Below are 12,745 nucleotides of genomic sequence, written 5' to 3'. Positions count from 1 at the left end.
GGGGCATGGACTCAGCACGCGCGCAGGCGCTCGAGGTTCTTCGGTCGGCCCTGGACGACGCGGGGGTGGCGTGGGAGCAGCCCGCCGACGACCCGTACACCTTCGTCGCGACCCTGCCGGGGACCCGGAAGCTGTCCACGACCTGCTCGCTGCGGGTCGGTGAGCACACCCTGAGCATCAACGCCTTCGTGGTGCGCCACCCGGACGAGAACCATGAGGCGTTCTACCGCTGGCTCCTCGAACGCAACACCCGCCTGTACGGGCTGGCCTATGCGATCGACCGTCTCGGCGACGTCTACCTCGCCGGACGGCTTCCGCTGGCGGCAGTGACGGCGGAGGAGGTGGACCGGCTGCTGGGGGCAGTCCTCACCAACGCCGACGAGCCGTTCAACACCCTGCTCGAACTGGGCTTCGCGACAGCCATCCGGCGCGAGTGGGAATGGCGCACCAAGCGGGGCGAGTCCACCCGCAATCTGGACGCCTTCACGCATCTGACGAGCGCGGACGGCTGACGACCTGGGGAGCGCGAACGCCGGAACGCCGCCCGTCAGAACGCGGCGCGGACCTCGCCGACCGGGTGTCCACCGCCGAAGAGGGGCGCGGAGCCGATGCGGTTGAGGGTGTCGCCGGTCGCGGTGACACCCATCCGGCGGAGAGTGGCAGCGAGCACCGGACCCACGGCACGGTACGCACCGTCGTCGATCTTGAAGGCCAGGGCCCGGCCGTCGGACAGGGCCACCGCCTGGACGGCTTCCGCACCCATCTTCGCCATCGCGCCGGGGACGCCGCGCATCAGCCAGGTGTCGACCCGGCGGGTGCCGGCCACGTACTCGGGGTGGGCCCGCATGGCGTCCGCGACCCGGCGCTCCGGGGTGCCCGCGTCCGCAAGGACCATGGCACGGAAGGCGCGGGCCAGGCCGACCAGGCTGATCGCCATCAGCGGCGCACCGCAACCGTCGGTGCCGACGGCGGACACGGTCTCGCCGCTCAGCTGCTCGAGCGTGGCGAGGACCTGCTGCTGAACCGGGTGGTTCAGGTCGAGGTAGCTGGTGGTGTCCCAGCCTCGTGCGACGCAGGCGGCGAGCATCGCGGCGTGCTTGCCCGAGCAGTCCATCAGGATCGGTTCGGGGTGGCCGCCGGAGCGTATCCACGCCTCCTGCTCGGCCTCGTCCAGGGGCAGCGAGGGAGGCGTCTGCAAGTGGCCCGTGTTCAGTCCGGCCTCGGCGAGGATCTTGCGCACGCCGTCCAGATGAAACGATTCTGCGGAATGGCTGGCGGCAGCGAGGGCGAGCAGTTCTCCGTCCAGGTCGAGGCCGGTCCGGAGGATCGCCGCCGCCTGCATGGGCTTGTTGCTGGAGCGCGGGAAGATCGGGGTCTCCGGGGCGCCGAGGGAGAAGTCAATCGAGCCGTCGGCCGCCAGGACGACCAGGCCGCCCCGGTGGTGGCCCTCGACGAAGCCTGAGCGGACCACCTCGGCCAGGACGACAGCCGACTCGGGGACGGCGGGCTGTGTGGTGGCCGTGGTGGTCATGGTGGTTCACCCTCCGGAGAGCAGATCGTCGACGCGCGCTTCCCCCTCACGGTACCTGCGAGTGATCTCCGCGCTGCAACCGTCCACCGTCCGCTGCAGTCCCTGACGGCGCTGCGAGATCGTCCGCTCGTGCGCGGTGAGCCTGATGCAGGCCGCCTGGAGTGCGGAGTCCGGCTGGGCCTCGAGGTCGGCGAGGGCGATGTCGTGCATGAGTTCGTCAGCGAGCGCCCGGTACTCCTCGCTGCGCGGTGTGTTGAGGGTGACATGCCGGGCTGAGCTGCGGACCTGGGAGGGGAGGTCGGTAAGGATCTCCGCGAGCTGCTCCAGCAGGGTGTCCGCCGCCGACGGACGGCCGCTGCGACGGGTGAGCTCGGCGCGCAGGATGTCGACCCGGCCCTGGAGCAGGCGGCGGAGGTAGGAGAGATCCGCCTCGTCCTCCTGCGCCTGGCGGCGCAGCACCCGAAGTTCGTCCAGGCCCAGTGAGGTCAGGCGCAGGGCGGTCAGGGCTTGCGCAGTCAGGGCAGGCGCGATCGGCGCAGGTACGGTCGGGGCTGGCGCAGTCGGAGCCGGCGCAGTCAGGCCCGGCGCGCTCGGCGCAGGTACGGTCGGGGCCGGCGTGGTCAGGCCCGGCGCGGACGGGAGCATGCCGGACGCGCTGGGAAGGGGGGTCCGGTCCCGCTCGGGCGTGAACCGCCCCGACTGCTCGTACCTGTCGCCCACCACGCTTGCCGTCCCGAGGTCGTGTCCCACATCCGACGCGAGTACCGCGGCGCGCCCTGAGCCCGCATCGTGCCACCCGATGCCTGCCCCGCGCAGGCGCGCTGCACCCAATCGGACCCAATCGGACCCCTGGCGAATTCAGGTGGCTCATACGACCGGTGCATATTCCCTGCGCAACGCCACGACCGGGGGTGGCGAAGGGGCGCGGGGATACCGCCTGCACGCCCCCTGCCTGGAGCAGCATGCCACTCGACGAGAATGGTGCCATGCGTGCTGTGGCTCAGGTCGTGACAGAGGCGAAAGTGATCGTGGAGGGGGAGGTGGTGGGCTCCATCCTCGGCCCGGGACTGTGCGTCCTGGTCGGAGTGACCCACGACGACACCCCGGAGCAGGCGGCGCTGCTCGCCCGCAAGCTGTGGTCGCTGAGGGTGCTCGAAGGCGAGAAATCCTGCTCCGACCTGGACGCACCGCTGCTGGTGATCAGTCAGTTCACCCTCTACGGCGACGCCAGGAAGGGCCGCCGTCCGACCTGGAACGCGGCCGCGCCCGGCCCCGTCGCCGAACCGCTGGTGGACGAGGTCGTGGCGCAGCTGCGCGCGCTCGGCGCGACCGTGGAGACCGGCCGCTTCGGCGCCGACATGAAGGTGTCGCTGGTGAACGACGGTCCGTTCACGGTGCTGCTGGAGTTCTGACGTCCGATCAGGGCAGCGGCTACTGGGGGACGATGACGTCCTGGGTGGCCGGGACCGTACCGGCGAGCAACGGGGCGTCCACCGCCGTGTTGCGCTTGACCAGCGCCAGCGCGACCGGGCCGAGCTCGTGGTGCCGCGCGGAGGAGGTCACGAAGCCCACCGGACGGCTGTCCGCGCCCTCGGCGGCGAGCCGGACCTCGGCGCCGTGTTCCGGCAGGACCTCCATGCTGCCGTCCAGGTGCAGGAACACCAGCCGGCGCGGCGGTCGGCCCAGGTTGTTCACTCGGGCGACCGTCTCCTGGCCCCGGTAGCAGCCCTTGTTCAGGTGCACCGCGGTCTCCAGCCAGCCCAGCTCGTGCGGGATGGTGCGGTGGTCGGTCTCGAAACCGAGCCGGGGCCGGTGGCCCTCGATGCGCAGCGCCTCGTAGGCCCAGAAGCCGGCCGGTTCGCCATACCCGGCGGTGGCGGCGGCCAGTTCGGCGCGGGGCAGGAACAGGTCGCGGCCATAGGGCAGCTCACGGACTGCGGCCGCCGCCTCCGCGCTCGCCGTCGATCCGGCCGGGAGATGGACGACGGCGTAGTCGGCTGTCGCGTCGGTGATCTCGACCTGATTGAAGAACTTCATCTTTTCCAGGTACGCCACCAGGTCGCCCTGGGTGCCGGGCTCGACATGCGCCCAGGTCGTGGTCCCGTCGTCGACCAGGTAGAGCGCGTGCTCGACGTGACCGTGCGGGGAGAGGATCAGCGCCTCGGTGGCCTGCTGCGGAGGCAGCTCGCTGACGTGCTGCGTCAGCAGCAGGTGCAGCCAGCTGAGCCGGTCCGGGCCGCTGACGGTGACGACACCCCGATGGGACAGGTCGACGAAGCCCCGGCCTGCCACGAGTTCACGCTGCTCGCGGAACAGACCGCCGTAGTGCGCGGCGACCGGCGCGTCCACACCGTCGCCGGCGACGGCGCCGGGAAGGGCCAACAGGGGGCTCGGGGCGCTTGCGGTCACGGGTGCGGTCACTTGGGGTCCTTGCTGGAGCAGTCGGCGCAGCGGCCGAAGATGGCGAAGTGCTTCATATCAGTCTCAAAACCGTGGGCGGCCCGCAGTGATTCCACGAACGGCGCGGCGAGTGCCACCTCAGTCTCGGTGACCTTGTCGCAGTCGCGGCAGACCAGGTGCATGTGCTGGTCGCGGTCGGCGAGGTGGTACGTGGGGGCGCCGTGGCCCAGGTGGGCGTGGGAGACCAGCCCCAGTTCCTCCAGCAGGTCCAGCGTGCGGTACACGGTGGAGATGTTGACGCCGGTCGCGGTGCGGCGGACCTCGGTGAGGATGTCGTCCGGGGTGCCGTGCACGAGCGCGTCCACCGCCTGCAGCACCAGCTGCCGCTGGGGCGTGAGCCGGTAGCCGCGCGCCCGTAGGTCGGTCTGCCAGTCGATGCCGCTCACCACTCGCCCCTATTCGTACAGAAGTCCCGCACCCCCGAGTCTATGGGGGTACGGGACGGTGGAGGCTGGATCGGGCGACGCCTCAGCGGAACCTCAGCGGAACCTCAGCGGAAGAAGGCGATGCCGTCGTCCGGAAGGTCCGCGATGTCCTCGATCAGCTTCGTGGGGTTGAGCACGTGCTTGAGCTGCCCCGACATGTAGGGGCGCAGCGACACCTCGGGGGCGGACTTCTCGCCGACCCACATCAGCTCGCCGTTGACCAGCCCGTACAGGCGCTTGCCGCCGCTGTACGGGTCCGCGCCGGCGATCCGGGCGACCGCGTCCGTGGCCAGCTCGATCTGCGGCTTGCCGTCGGCCAGCTCGCCGTACCAGATCTCGACGGTGCCGTCGTCGCGGACCAGGGACACCTCGATCTCACGGCTGCCCGTGGCGCCGTGCTGGTTCGACGTGACGCGCCAGAATCCGTGCTCGTTCTCCAGCGGCTTGACCTTGTTGCCCTCGGCGTCCAGCACCCAGGTGCGGGAGCGGAACTCGACGAAGGGGCGGCCGTCGTGGCGGAAGACGATCTCCTGGCCGAAGTTGCACTTCTCGGAAGAAGGGAAGTCATGTACGCCCGCGCCCTCCCAGGTACCCAGGAGGAAGGCCAGCGAGATGACGTCCTTGTGCAGGCCGGACGGGATCTCGATCATGTCAGCGCTGACCCTGGTAGAGCTTCTTCACCGAGAAGTAGGCGAACCAGACGATGACGACAGCCATGACGCCCAACAGGACATCGAAGAATGTGACGAGCATGGAGCCTGCTCCTCTAGTGATCCGGACGGTGGGGCACCCCGAGTCTAATCTGCGGGCGGCCGCGCCTTGCGGTGAGGCCCGCCACGTCGGCTGCCATCACGTTCGCTGCATAGGGTGGCGGCATGTCGAAGAAGCTGGTCATCAAGGTCACGGCAGGAGCGGACGCGCCGGAGCGGTGCTCGCAGGCGTTCACGGTGGCGACGGTCGCGGTCGCGAGCGGAGTGGAGGTTTCACTCTGGCTGACCGGCGAATCCAGCTGGTTCGCGCTGCCGGGCCGCGCGGCGGAGTTCGAACTGCCGCATGCCGCGCCGCTGCCGGAGCTGCTGGACGCGCTGCTGGCGGGGGGCCAGGTCACCCTGTGCACGCAGTGCGCGGCGCGGCGCGGGATCACCCAGGAGGACGTTCTTGACGGGGTGCGGATCGCCGGGGCGCAGGTGTTCGTCAGCGAGATCATGGCGGACGGAGTGCAGGCTCTCGTCTACTGACACCGAGCCATCGATACGGACCGCGGAGATACCGACCGGGGAGATACCGACCGGTTGATTCCCAGCGAGCGGGCTACTCGTCCCACCAGCGGTCGTCCGGACCCTTGCGGTTCGCGACGATCGCGGCGACCGGCGGGATCACCATGGCGACCAGGCTCATGCCGACGGCGGCCGGGATCGACCACAGGCGCACGACGTTCCACGCCAGGACGATGAGCACCAGGCACACGCCCATGAGCAGGAAGTAGGCATGCCGACGTTGCGACTGCATGCCTTCAGGGTAGAGCCGGGCCAGAGAAGCGCGAAGCCCCGCACCGAGGGGAGCCGGGCGGGGCTTCGTACGGGTTGTACTGCCGTCAGACGGCGATGGCGACCTCGGCCACCAAACCCTGCTGGGCAGCGACGACGCGGTCCACGGTCGCGCCGGGCACGAGGGCGCGGAGCGTCCAGGTGCCGGGGGCGGCGAAGAAGCGGAACTGCCCGGTCGCAGAGGTGGGCACCTCGGCGGTGAACTCGCCGCCCTCGTCCAGCAGACGGACGTAGCCGTTGACCGGCTCACCGTCGCGGGTCACCGAGCCCTGGATGATGGTCTCGCTCGCCACGTCAACTCCTGCCAGATCGGGGCCGCCGGCCTTCGCACCACACATGTGCGGTCTCCTTCGGGTCGGGCTGCCCTGGGTCGGTACAGCCGTTTGGTACTTGGGGACTTGGGGTTCTGCGGGAAAAGCGGGTAGGTCAGTTGGCGCCGCGCTCGACCGGGACGCCGACGAGGCTGCCGTACTCGGTCCAGGAGCCGTCGTAGTTCTTGACGTGGGTCTGTCCGAGCAGCTGGTGCAGCACGAACCAGGTGAGCGCGGAACGCTCGCCGATGCGGCAGTACGCGATGGTGTCCTTGGACAGGTCCACGTTCTCGGCCTCGTAGAGGGCCTTGAGCTCGTCGTCCGACTTGAAGGTGCCGTCGTCGTTGGCGTTCTTGGACCACGGGATGTTGCGGGCGCTCGGCACGTGGCCGGGGACCTGCGACTGCTCCTGCGGGAGGTGCGCCGGGGCGAGCAGCCGACCGGAGAACTCGTCGGGCGAACGGACGTCGACCAGGTTGGACTTGCCGATCGCGGCGACGACCTCGTCGCGGAAGGCGCGGATAGAGGTGTCCTGGGCCTTCGCCTTGTACTCGGTGGCGGCGCGGGCAGGCACCTCCGAGCCGTCGACCAGGTCGCGGGAGTCGAGCTCCCACTTCTTGCGGCCGCCGTCGAGCAGGCGGACGTCGCTGTGGCCGTAGAGCTTGAAGTACCAGAAGGCGTACGACGCGAACCAGTTGTTGTTGCCGCCGTAGAGGACGACCGTGTCGTCGTTGCTGATGCCCTTGGCGGACAGCAGCGCCTCGAAGCCGGCCTGGTCGATGAAGTCGCGGCGGACCGGGTCCTGCAGGTCCTTCTTCCAGTCGATCCGGACGGCGTTGCGGATGTGGTTCTTGTCGTAGGCGGCGGTGTCCTCGTCGACCTCGACGATGACCACGTTGGGGGTGTCCAGGTTGTCCTGGACCCAGTCGGCGCTTACGAGTACGTCACTGCGGCTCATGGGGATTCTCCATCCGGGGCAGTTGCGGAAGGGGCGCCGCGCACGCGTGCGGTCCGGAGGGGAGTCCGGATCGTGGGATGGCGCGGCAGGGGGACTGCGAGATGTCTGCGATGAGATGCGGGCTACGACGAGCCCAGCGGACTGCGGGCTGAGATCCTGGATCCGGCCCTGTCAGCGCATTCGACAGAGGCAGGCGGACACGCGGCACAGGTCTACCGCCCGCCGCTTAGTGAGATCCGCCTGTCGCTTCATGCCCTCGATGCTAGGGAACGGAGACGGCGCTGTCATTCATGTCTTGAATAGTGATACGAAACGCTCCACATACTGATACGCAGAGCGCTGGGCCCTTGCGCGGGCGGCGGACGGTGGGGCGCGAGAGGCTTCTGGGGGCGGTGGGCAACCGATCCGCGAGACGGGCATGGACAGTGCGTCTCGCGGATCGGGACGAGCCCTGTTTCGCGGCCGGTTCCGGGGCGGCGGGTTTCGAGGGCGGCCGGCTCCGCGGCAGGGCCGGTAGCGGCTGTCAGCCGTTGAGCGAGACGTTGGTGCCCGACACCGTCAGCGAGACGCCGTTCTGCTGCGGCCGGACCTGGTCGAGCTTGAGGCCGGTGGGCAGTCCGGCGAGCTGGAGCTTGGGCTGCAGGAAGGACGACACCAGATCGGCGACCGCAGGATCGACGCCGGTGACACCGCTGAGGTTGCCGAGACTGATCCCGCCGTTCACCACACTGACGTCGGCGGTGCCGGAGACGTCCTGTGACCCGAGGATCGGCAGATCGACCTTCCCGGAGACCTTCACCTTGCCGTCGCTGCCGCCGTAGGCGACGGTGACGTGGTTCGGCAGCGCGGCGGACAGGTCGGCGTAGGAGATCAGCGCGGTACCTGTGGCGGTGTCCGCTACGGCGCTCGAGTAGTTGCTGGAGACGCTGACGCCCTTGAGATCGGCGCGGAAGTCCTGCAACCGGACGTTCGGGCCGCCCTTGCCGTCGTTCACGACCATGTTCGCGGCGTGGACCTTCACCCCGTCGAGCTTGGAGCTCACCAGCTGGGTGAGGAACGGGAAGCCCTCGATGGTGACGTCGGGCTTCTGCGCCAGGTTCCGGGACGACTGGATCTTGCTCGCCGCCTGCCCCTCGGCTATGTGGACGGTGACCCGGTCCGCGGCCACGAACAGGCAGGCGAGGACCAGCAAGGCGATGATCAGGCGGCGCATGGCGCGCATGGGAGTTCCCCCTCGGTTGTCAGTGATGCCGACTCAGCCCACGAGCTCAGCCCGCGAGCAGATGCCCGACCAGGAACACGGCCGGGGCCGCGCAGGCCAAGGGCAGGGCCACCCCTGCGGTGAGGTGGACAAAGCGCGACGGGAAGTCGTACGCCGCCACCCGGCGGCCGACCAGGGCACAGGATCCGGCGGCGAGTCCGAGCAGTGCGCCCCCGAGGCCCATGCCGGTGACCACGCCGAGCAGCGCGCCACAGGCGAGAGCGATGACCGCCCCTGCGCCGAACCCCGCCTTTGCCGGGAGCCCGGGCACGGCCGAGAGCAGCACCGCCACGGCTGCGGAAAGCGTGCCGACGAGGACCACCGCGCCTGAGGACCACCCGTGGTGGGTGATCGTTCCGGCGGCGAGGAAGCACCCGGCGAGGATCGTCATCACCGTCGCAGAGGCGCTTACCGTCAGGGCGTAGAAGCGCTCGTCCGGGTTGCTGGGCCGGAAGATCTGCAGGATCAGCACCAGCAGGAAGAACCCGCCGAGAGTCCCGGCGAGGACGGCCGGCGCGGTGCCGCCGGAGGCGGCCAGCATGGCGGCGTCGGCGGTGAACCCGCCGAGCGCCGCCAGTGCGATGCCCTGCCGGGCGGGCCACATGCCGTTCAGCCGGAACCAGCCGGCCGAGGTCACGGCCTGGAGCAGCAGCGTCGGGAGGACCAGGGCGGGCCGTCCCAGGAGCGCGGCCAGCGCGATGAGCAGGCCGATCGCGAGGGTCGCCGCCGCGGGCTGCACGCCCGGATCGATGATCGGCGAGCCGATGCGGCCTGCGTTCGGTGCCGAGCCGGGCCGTTGTGCGGCGGCAGGAGCGGTGGGCGGGGCGGCGAACGGCGGCTGCGAGCCGGAGGCGCCGGACGGGCCCGTCGGCTCGGCGGCGGCGAAGGCCTCGCGGAGCGATCCGCCGGGCTGCGCGTCCAGCGGGGCCGGGGGCGGCGGGGCCACCGGGCCGGCCGGCCCGGTGGGATGGGCGGCGGCGAAGGTCTCGCGGAGCGAGGTCGGCGCGGCGTGGGTGACCTTGGCGTCGGACCAGCCGTTGGGCTCAGGCGCGAAACTGGTGACGCCTGCGGGCATGGGCGCCGCTGGCGCTGGCGCGTACCCCGGACCGGCGGCGTAGGACTGCCCGGCATAGGACTGCCCGGCGTGGGGCTGACCGGGGTGCGGCTGACCCGGGTAGGACTGCCCGGCCTGGGGCTGACCCGGGTACGCCTGGCCCGGGTGCGGCTGGCCCGGGTGCGGCTGCCCGGCCTGGGGCTCGCCTGCGTAGGGCTGGCCCGCGTGCGGCTGGCCTGCGGGCTGCTGCTCCGGGTATGCCTGGCCCGGGTGCGGCTGGCCCGGGTAGGACTGCCCGGCCTGGGGCTGACCCGGGTACGCCTGGCCCGCGTGCGGCTGGCCTGCGGGCTGCTGCTCCGGGTACGGCTGGGCGTAGTGCGGTTGGCCGGGGGCGGGCGCGGGCGGGACGGGCGGGAGCAGCGTGGTCTGCTCCGCCTCGGACCAGGTCTGGTGCTGTACCGGCTGCGCGCCGTAGGGCGGCTGCTGCCAGGGTTCTGCGGGGCTCTGCGGCTGCCAGGCCTGCGGCGGGGCCGCGACCGGCGCGGCGACAGGCTGCGCCCAGTCCTCCGGCCACGACGGGGCCTGCTGCGGGGGCTGGTGCAGGGCCTGCTGCGGCGCCTGCTGGTAGAGCTGCTCAGGGAGCGGCACCTCACTGGTGGCGTACTTCTCGTGGATCTGGCCGAAGCGTGACGCCGACGGCCCCTGCCTCTCGTCAGGCCCGTGCGGAGCCGGTGGAGTCGGCGGAAGCAGCGTGGTCTGCTCCGCGTCGGCCCACGCGGGCGGCTGGGCGGACGGTGCGCCGTAAGGATCGTTGTGCGCCTGCGGCTCGAACGCGTCGTCCGCGGGAAAGATGGGGGAACCCGAATAGCCGGACATGACGTACGTCACCCTCCCGCGAACGGGGGCAGGACCTCGACGGTGCCGCCCTCGGCCAGTTCGACTGTGGCGTGGTCGCGGGTTCCGACCGGGTCGCCGTCCACCAGGAACGAGCACAGGCTCAGCACCCGGGCGAAGCGGGGCCGGTCGGCGTGCAGCCGCCGGGCGGCGTCCAGCGCCTCGGCCAGCGTCGCCGCACGGTAGGGCTCCTCGCTTGTACCGGCCTCGGCCTTGGCGGCAGCCCAGTAGCGGATCACGCCGCTCACAGTGTCGGCGGATGTCGTCGAAACGGCCATCTCACCCTCCTCAGTGGAACCTCGCATCGGGCCATCATGGCGTCCCGGAGCGGCTCCCGTCACCGCGCCCTGGTCAGCCACTCGCTCACCCGTTCGATCAGCGTCTCGTCGGCGGCGTTCTCGGCATGGCCGAAGCCCGGCTCGATCCACAGCTCGGAGGTCCCGGCTGCGGCTGCCGCCCGGTGCAGCGAGCGCGGATGGTCCAGCGGGAAGTACGGGTCGCTGTCGCCGTGGACGACCAGCAGCGGAACCCCCCGCTCGCCCAGCAGCGCGGCCGCCTCCACCGGCGGGACGGGCACGTCCACCCACTCGCGCGGGTCGATCCGGGTCCGCAGGCCGAGACGGCCGACCACTCGGCCGAGTGGCTTCATCACCACCCAGTGCAGCCGGCGCATCGGCACCGTGCCCCGGTAGTACCAGCGGGCGGGCGCGCTCACCGCCGCCACCGCCTCGACGTCCCCGAACAGCGCGGCATGGCGGACCGCGACCGCGCCGCCCATGGAGAAGCCCACGGTCACGATCCGCCGGTAGCCGAGGGAGCGGGCCCAGTCGATCGCGGCTTGGAGGTCGAACACCTCGCGGTCACCCACCGTGGAGAGCCCCTCGGATCGGCCGTGGCCCCGGAAGGAGAGAGTCACCACGCCCGCGCGGCGGGCCAGAACCTCCGCCGCACGCTGGACCGCCGGACGCTCCACCGCACCGGAGAAACCATGCGCCAGCACCACCGCCATACCGGGCGCCAGCTCGGCCGCAGCACCGTCCGCGGGCCGGTGGACCGCGTGGATGCGCACCCCGTCCTCGGTCCACAGAAGTGCCTCGGCGGGCGCACTCCAGGGGGATGCGCCCCCGCCGTTCCTGGTCAGACCCTTCGCGGCAGCGTCCATGTGGGCTATTCTCCTTCTCCAAGGGATCCGGGCAGAGTCGCCCCCGGATCCTTTTGTGCTTAGTGACGCTTGACAGGACCCACCGGTACGACCGCCAGTACGGACGCGCACAGCGCCGTGTGCCCCCCTGGATCACGGGAGTCGCCGACCCTCACCGTCCCACCCGGAAAGGGGACTAACCGGGTATGAGTTCTCTGCTGCTGCTGACCAACGCCCTCCAGCCATCCGCCGAAGTACTCCCCGCGCTCGGCCTGCTGCTCCACACCGTGCGCGTGGCCCCCGCCGAAGGCTCCGCCCTGGTGGACACCCCCAGCGCCGACGTCATCCTGGTGGACGGCCGCCGTGATCTGCCGCACATCCGCAGCCTCTGCCAGCTGCTGCGCTCGACCGGTCCCGGTGCGCCCGTGGTCCTGATCGTCACCGAGGGCGGTCTCGCCGCCGTCACCGCCGAGTGGGGCATCGACGACGTCCTACTGGACACCTCCGGCCCCGCCGAGGTCGAGGCCCGGATCCGGCTCGCCACCGGCCGGATGCAGGTCGTCCAGGACGACAGCCCGATGGAGATCCGCAACGGCGACCTCTCCGTGGACGAGGCGACGTACAGCGCCAAGCTCAAGGGGCGCGTGCTCGACCTGACGTTCAAGGAGTTCGAGCTGATCAAGTACCTCGCGCAGCATCCGGGCCGGGTCTTCACCCGGGCCCAGCTGCTGCAGGAGGTCTGGGGCTACGACTACTTCGGTGGCACCCGGACCGTGGACGTGCACGTACGCCGGCTGCGCGCCAAGCTCGGGCCCGAGCACGAGCAGCTGATCGGGACGGTGCGCAACGTCGGCTACCGCTTCGTGGTGCCGGAGAAGCCCGACAAGGTCGGGACCGTCCCCCGAACGGAGGCGTCCGTGGAAACGGCCGTGGAGACGGCGGACGCGGAGGTCTGAGCCGCCCCCGCGCGTGGGGTCGGGTTCTACGGCCACCAGCAGGTCGATGGCCAGGACGGGCGCGCGGCAGGATTCCGGGGGCTTCCGGACACCTGCCGCGCGCCCGTTTCATCCGCACGGCCGCACCCTCAGCCCTGCCCGCACCCGGCCCGGCGTCCCCACCGGCTGTTTTTCCGGTTCTGGACATGTCCACCTCGGTCCAGCGAG

17 protein-coding genes are annotated in these 12,745 nt (G+C 71.0%); 4 read left to right on the top strand and 13 right to left on the bottom strand.

Features of this window, described 5'->3' with window-relative positions; all coding sequences use genetic code 11:
* Window positions 1-5 precede the first annotated feature (5 nt).
* Complete coding sequence (locus ABIA33_RS04090; protein ID WP_370077009.1) at window positions 6-512, top strand: YbjN domain-containing protein; 507 nt, start codon at window positions 6-8, stop codon at window positions 510-512.
* Between the two features lie 35 nt (window positions 513-547).
* On the opposite strand, the gene ABIA33_RS04085 is transcribed toward ABIA33_RS04090, so the two are convergent.
* Both ABIA33_RS04085 and ABIA33_RS04080 read right to left on the bottom strand, forming a co-directional pair.
* Window positions 548-1,531, bottom strand: a complete 984-nt coding sequence (locus ABIA33_RS04085; protein WP_370077008.1) for an asparaginase — start codon at window positions 1,529-1,531, stop codon at window positions 548-550.
* Between the two features lie 6 nt (window positions 1,532-1,537).
* On the bottom strand, window positions 1,538-2,176 hold the full coding sequence (locus tag ABIA33_RS04080; protein ID WP_370077749.1) for a hypothetical protein: 639 nt from the start codon (window positions 2,174-2,176) through the stop codon (window positions 1,538-1,540).
* Window positions 2,177-2,517: 341 nt separating this feature from the next.
* Here ABIA33_RS04080 and dtd point away from each other — a divergent pair, with 341 nt between their 5' ends.
* Window positions 2,518-2,943: a D-aminoacyl-tRNA deacylase gene (dtd, locus tag ABIA33_RS04075; protein WP_370077006.1), complete on the top strand. Its 426-nt coding sequence runs from the start codon at window positions 2,518-2,520 to the stop codon at window positions 2,941-2,943.
* Window positions 2,944-2,962: 19 nt separating this feature from the next.
* Here the strand turns inward: dtd and ABIA33_RS04070 are convergent, their stop codons facing one another.
* The 3 genes from ABIA33_RS04070 to ABIA33_RS04060 form a co-directional block, all read right to left on the bottom strand.
* Complete coding sequence (locus ABIA33_RS04070; protein WP_370077004.1) at window positions 2,963-3,952, bottom strand: folate-binding protein YgfZ; 990 nt, start codon at window positions 3,950-3,952, stop codon at window positions 2,963-2,965.
* On the bottom strand, window positions 3,949-4,377 hold the full coding sequence (locus ABIA33_RS04065) for a Fur family transcriptional regulator (protein WP_370077002.1): 429 nt from the start codon (window positions 4,375-4,377) through the stop codon (window positions 3,949-3,951). The genes ABIA33_RS04070 and ABIA33_RS04065 overlap by 4 nt, the downstream gene beginning before the upstream one ends.
* 104 nt (window positions 4,378-4,481) lie before the next feature.
* Window positions 4,482-5,066 (bottom strand): FABP family protein, encoded by a 585-nt coding sequence (locus tag ABIA33_RS04060; protein WP_370077000.1) that lies wholly within the window; start codon window positions 5,064-5,066, stop codon window positions 4,482-4,484.
* Window positions 5,067-5,291: 225 nt separating this feature from the next.
* Here ABIA33_RS04060 and ABIA33_RS04055 point away from each other — a divergent pair, with 225 nt between their 5' ends.
* A complete protein-coding gene (locus tag ABIA33_RS04055; RefSeq protein WP_370076998.1) occupies window positions 5,292-5,654 on the top strand; it encodes a DsrE family protein in 363 nt (120 codons plus the stop codon).
* Window positions 5,655-5,727: 73 nt separating this feature from the next.
* On the opposite strand, the gene ABIA33_RS04050 is transcribed toward ABIA33_RS04055, so the two are convergent.
* From ABIA33_RS04050 to ABIA33_RS04015, 8 genes are all read right to left on the bottom strand, one after another.
* A complete protein-coding gene (locus ABIA33_RS04050) occupies window positions 5,728-5,925 on the bottom strand; it encodes a DUF3099 domain-containing protein (RefSeq protein WP_370076996.1) in 198 nt (65 codons plus the stop codon).
* Window positions 5,926-6,010: 85 nt separating this feature from the next.
* Window positions 6,011-6,301 (bottom strand): DUF1416 domain-containing protein, encoded by a 291-nt coding sequence (locus tag ABIA33_RS04045; RefSeq protein ID WP_370076994.1) that lies wholly within the window; start codon window positions 6,299-6,301, stop codon window positions 6,011-6,013.
* An 88-nt stretch (window positions 6,302-6,389) separates the two neighbouring features.
* Window positions 6,390-7,232: a sulfurtransferase gene (locus ABIA33_RS04040; RefSeq protein ID WP_370076992.1), complete on the bottom strand. Its 843-nt coding sequence runs from the start codon at window positions 7,230-7,232 to the stop codon at window positions 6,390-6,392.
* Between the two features lie 171 nt (window positions 7,233-7,403).
* A complete protein-coding gene (locus ABIA33_RS04035) occupies window positions 7,404-7,484 on the bottom strand; it encodes a putative leader peptide (RefSeq protein WP_350529122.1) in 81 nt (26 codons plus the stop codon).
* A gap of 271 nt (window positions 7,485-7,755) precedes the next feature.
* On the bottom strand, window positions 7,756-8,454 hold the full coding sequence (locus ABIA33_RS04030; protein WP_370076990.1) for a DUF2993 domain-containing protein: 699 nt from the start codon (window positions 8,452-8,454) through the stop codon (window positions 7,756-7,758).
* A 46-nt stretch (window positions 8,455-8,500) separates the two neighbouring features.
* The gene (locus ABIA33_RS04025; protein WP_370076988.1) at window positions 8,501-10,423 is read right to left on the bottom strand and encodes a hypothetical protein; all 1,923 of its coding nucleotides are present in this window, start codon (window positions 10,421-10,423) and stop codon (window positions 8,501-8,503) included.
* Between the two features lie 8 nt (window positions 10,424-10,431).
* Window positions 10,432-10,719, bottom strand: a complete 288-nt coding sequence (locus ABIA33_RS04020) for a MoaD/ThiS family protein (protein WP_370076986.1) — start codon at window positions 10,717-10,719, stop codon at window positions 10,432-10,434.
* Window positions 10,720-10,778: 59 nt separating this feature from the next.
* Window positions 10,779-11,603, bottom strand: a complete 825-nt coding sequence (locus ABIA33_RS04015) for an alpha/beta hydrolase (RefSeq protein ID WP_370076984.1) — start codon at window positions 11,601-11,603, stop codon at window positions 10,779-10,781.
* A gap of 185 nt (window positions 11,604-11,788) precedes the next feature.
* On the opposite strand from ABIA33_RS04015, the gene ABIA33_RS04010 reads away from it, so the two are divergent.
* Window positions 11,789-12,538, top strand: coding sequence for a response regulator transcription factor (locus tag ABIA33_RS04010; protein ID WP_370076982.1), 750 nt, complete (start codon window positions 11,789-11,791; stop codon window positions 12,536-12,538).
* The last annotated feature ends 207 nt before the right edge of the window (window positions 12,539-12,745 follow it).

The sequence above is a fragment of the Streptacidiphilus sp. MAP12-16 genome (assembly GCF_041262165.1).
Taxonomy (GTDB): Bacteria; Actinomycetota; Actinomycetes; order Streptomycetales; family Streptomycetaceae; genus Streptacidiphilus.
The sequence above is the reverse complement of the archived record's forward strand: the minus strand, read 5'-3'. Positions and strand labels throughout refer to the sequence as shown.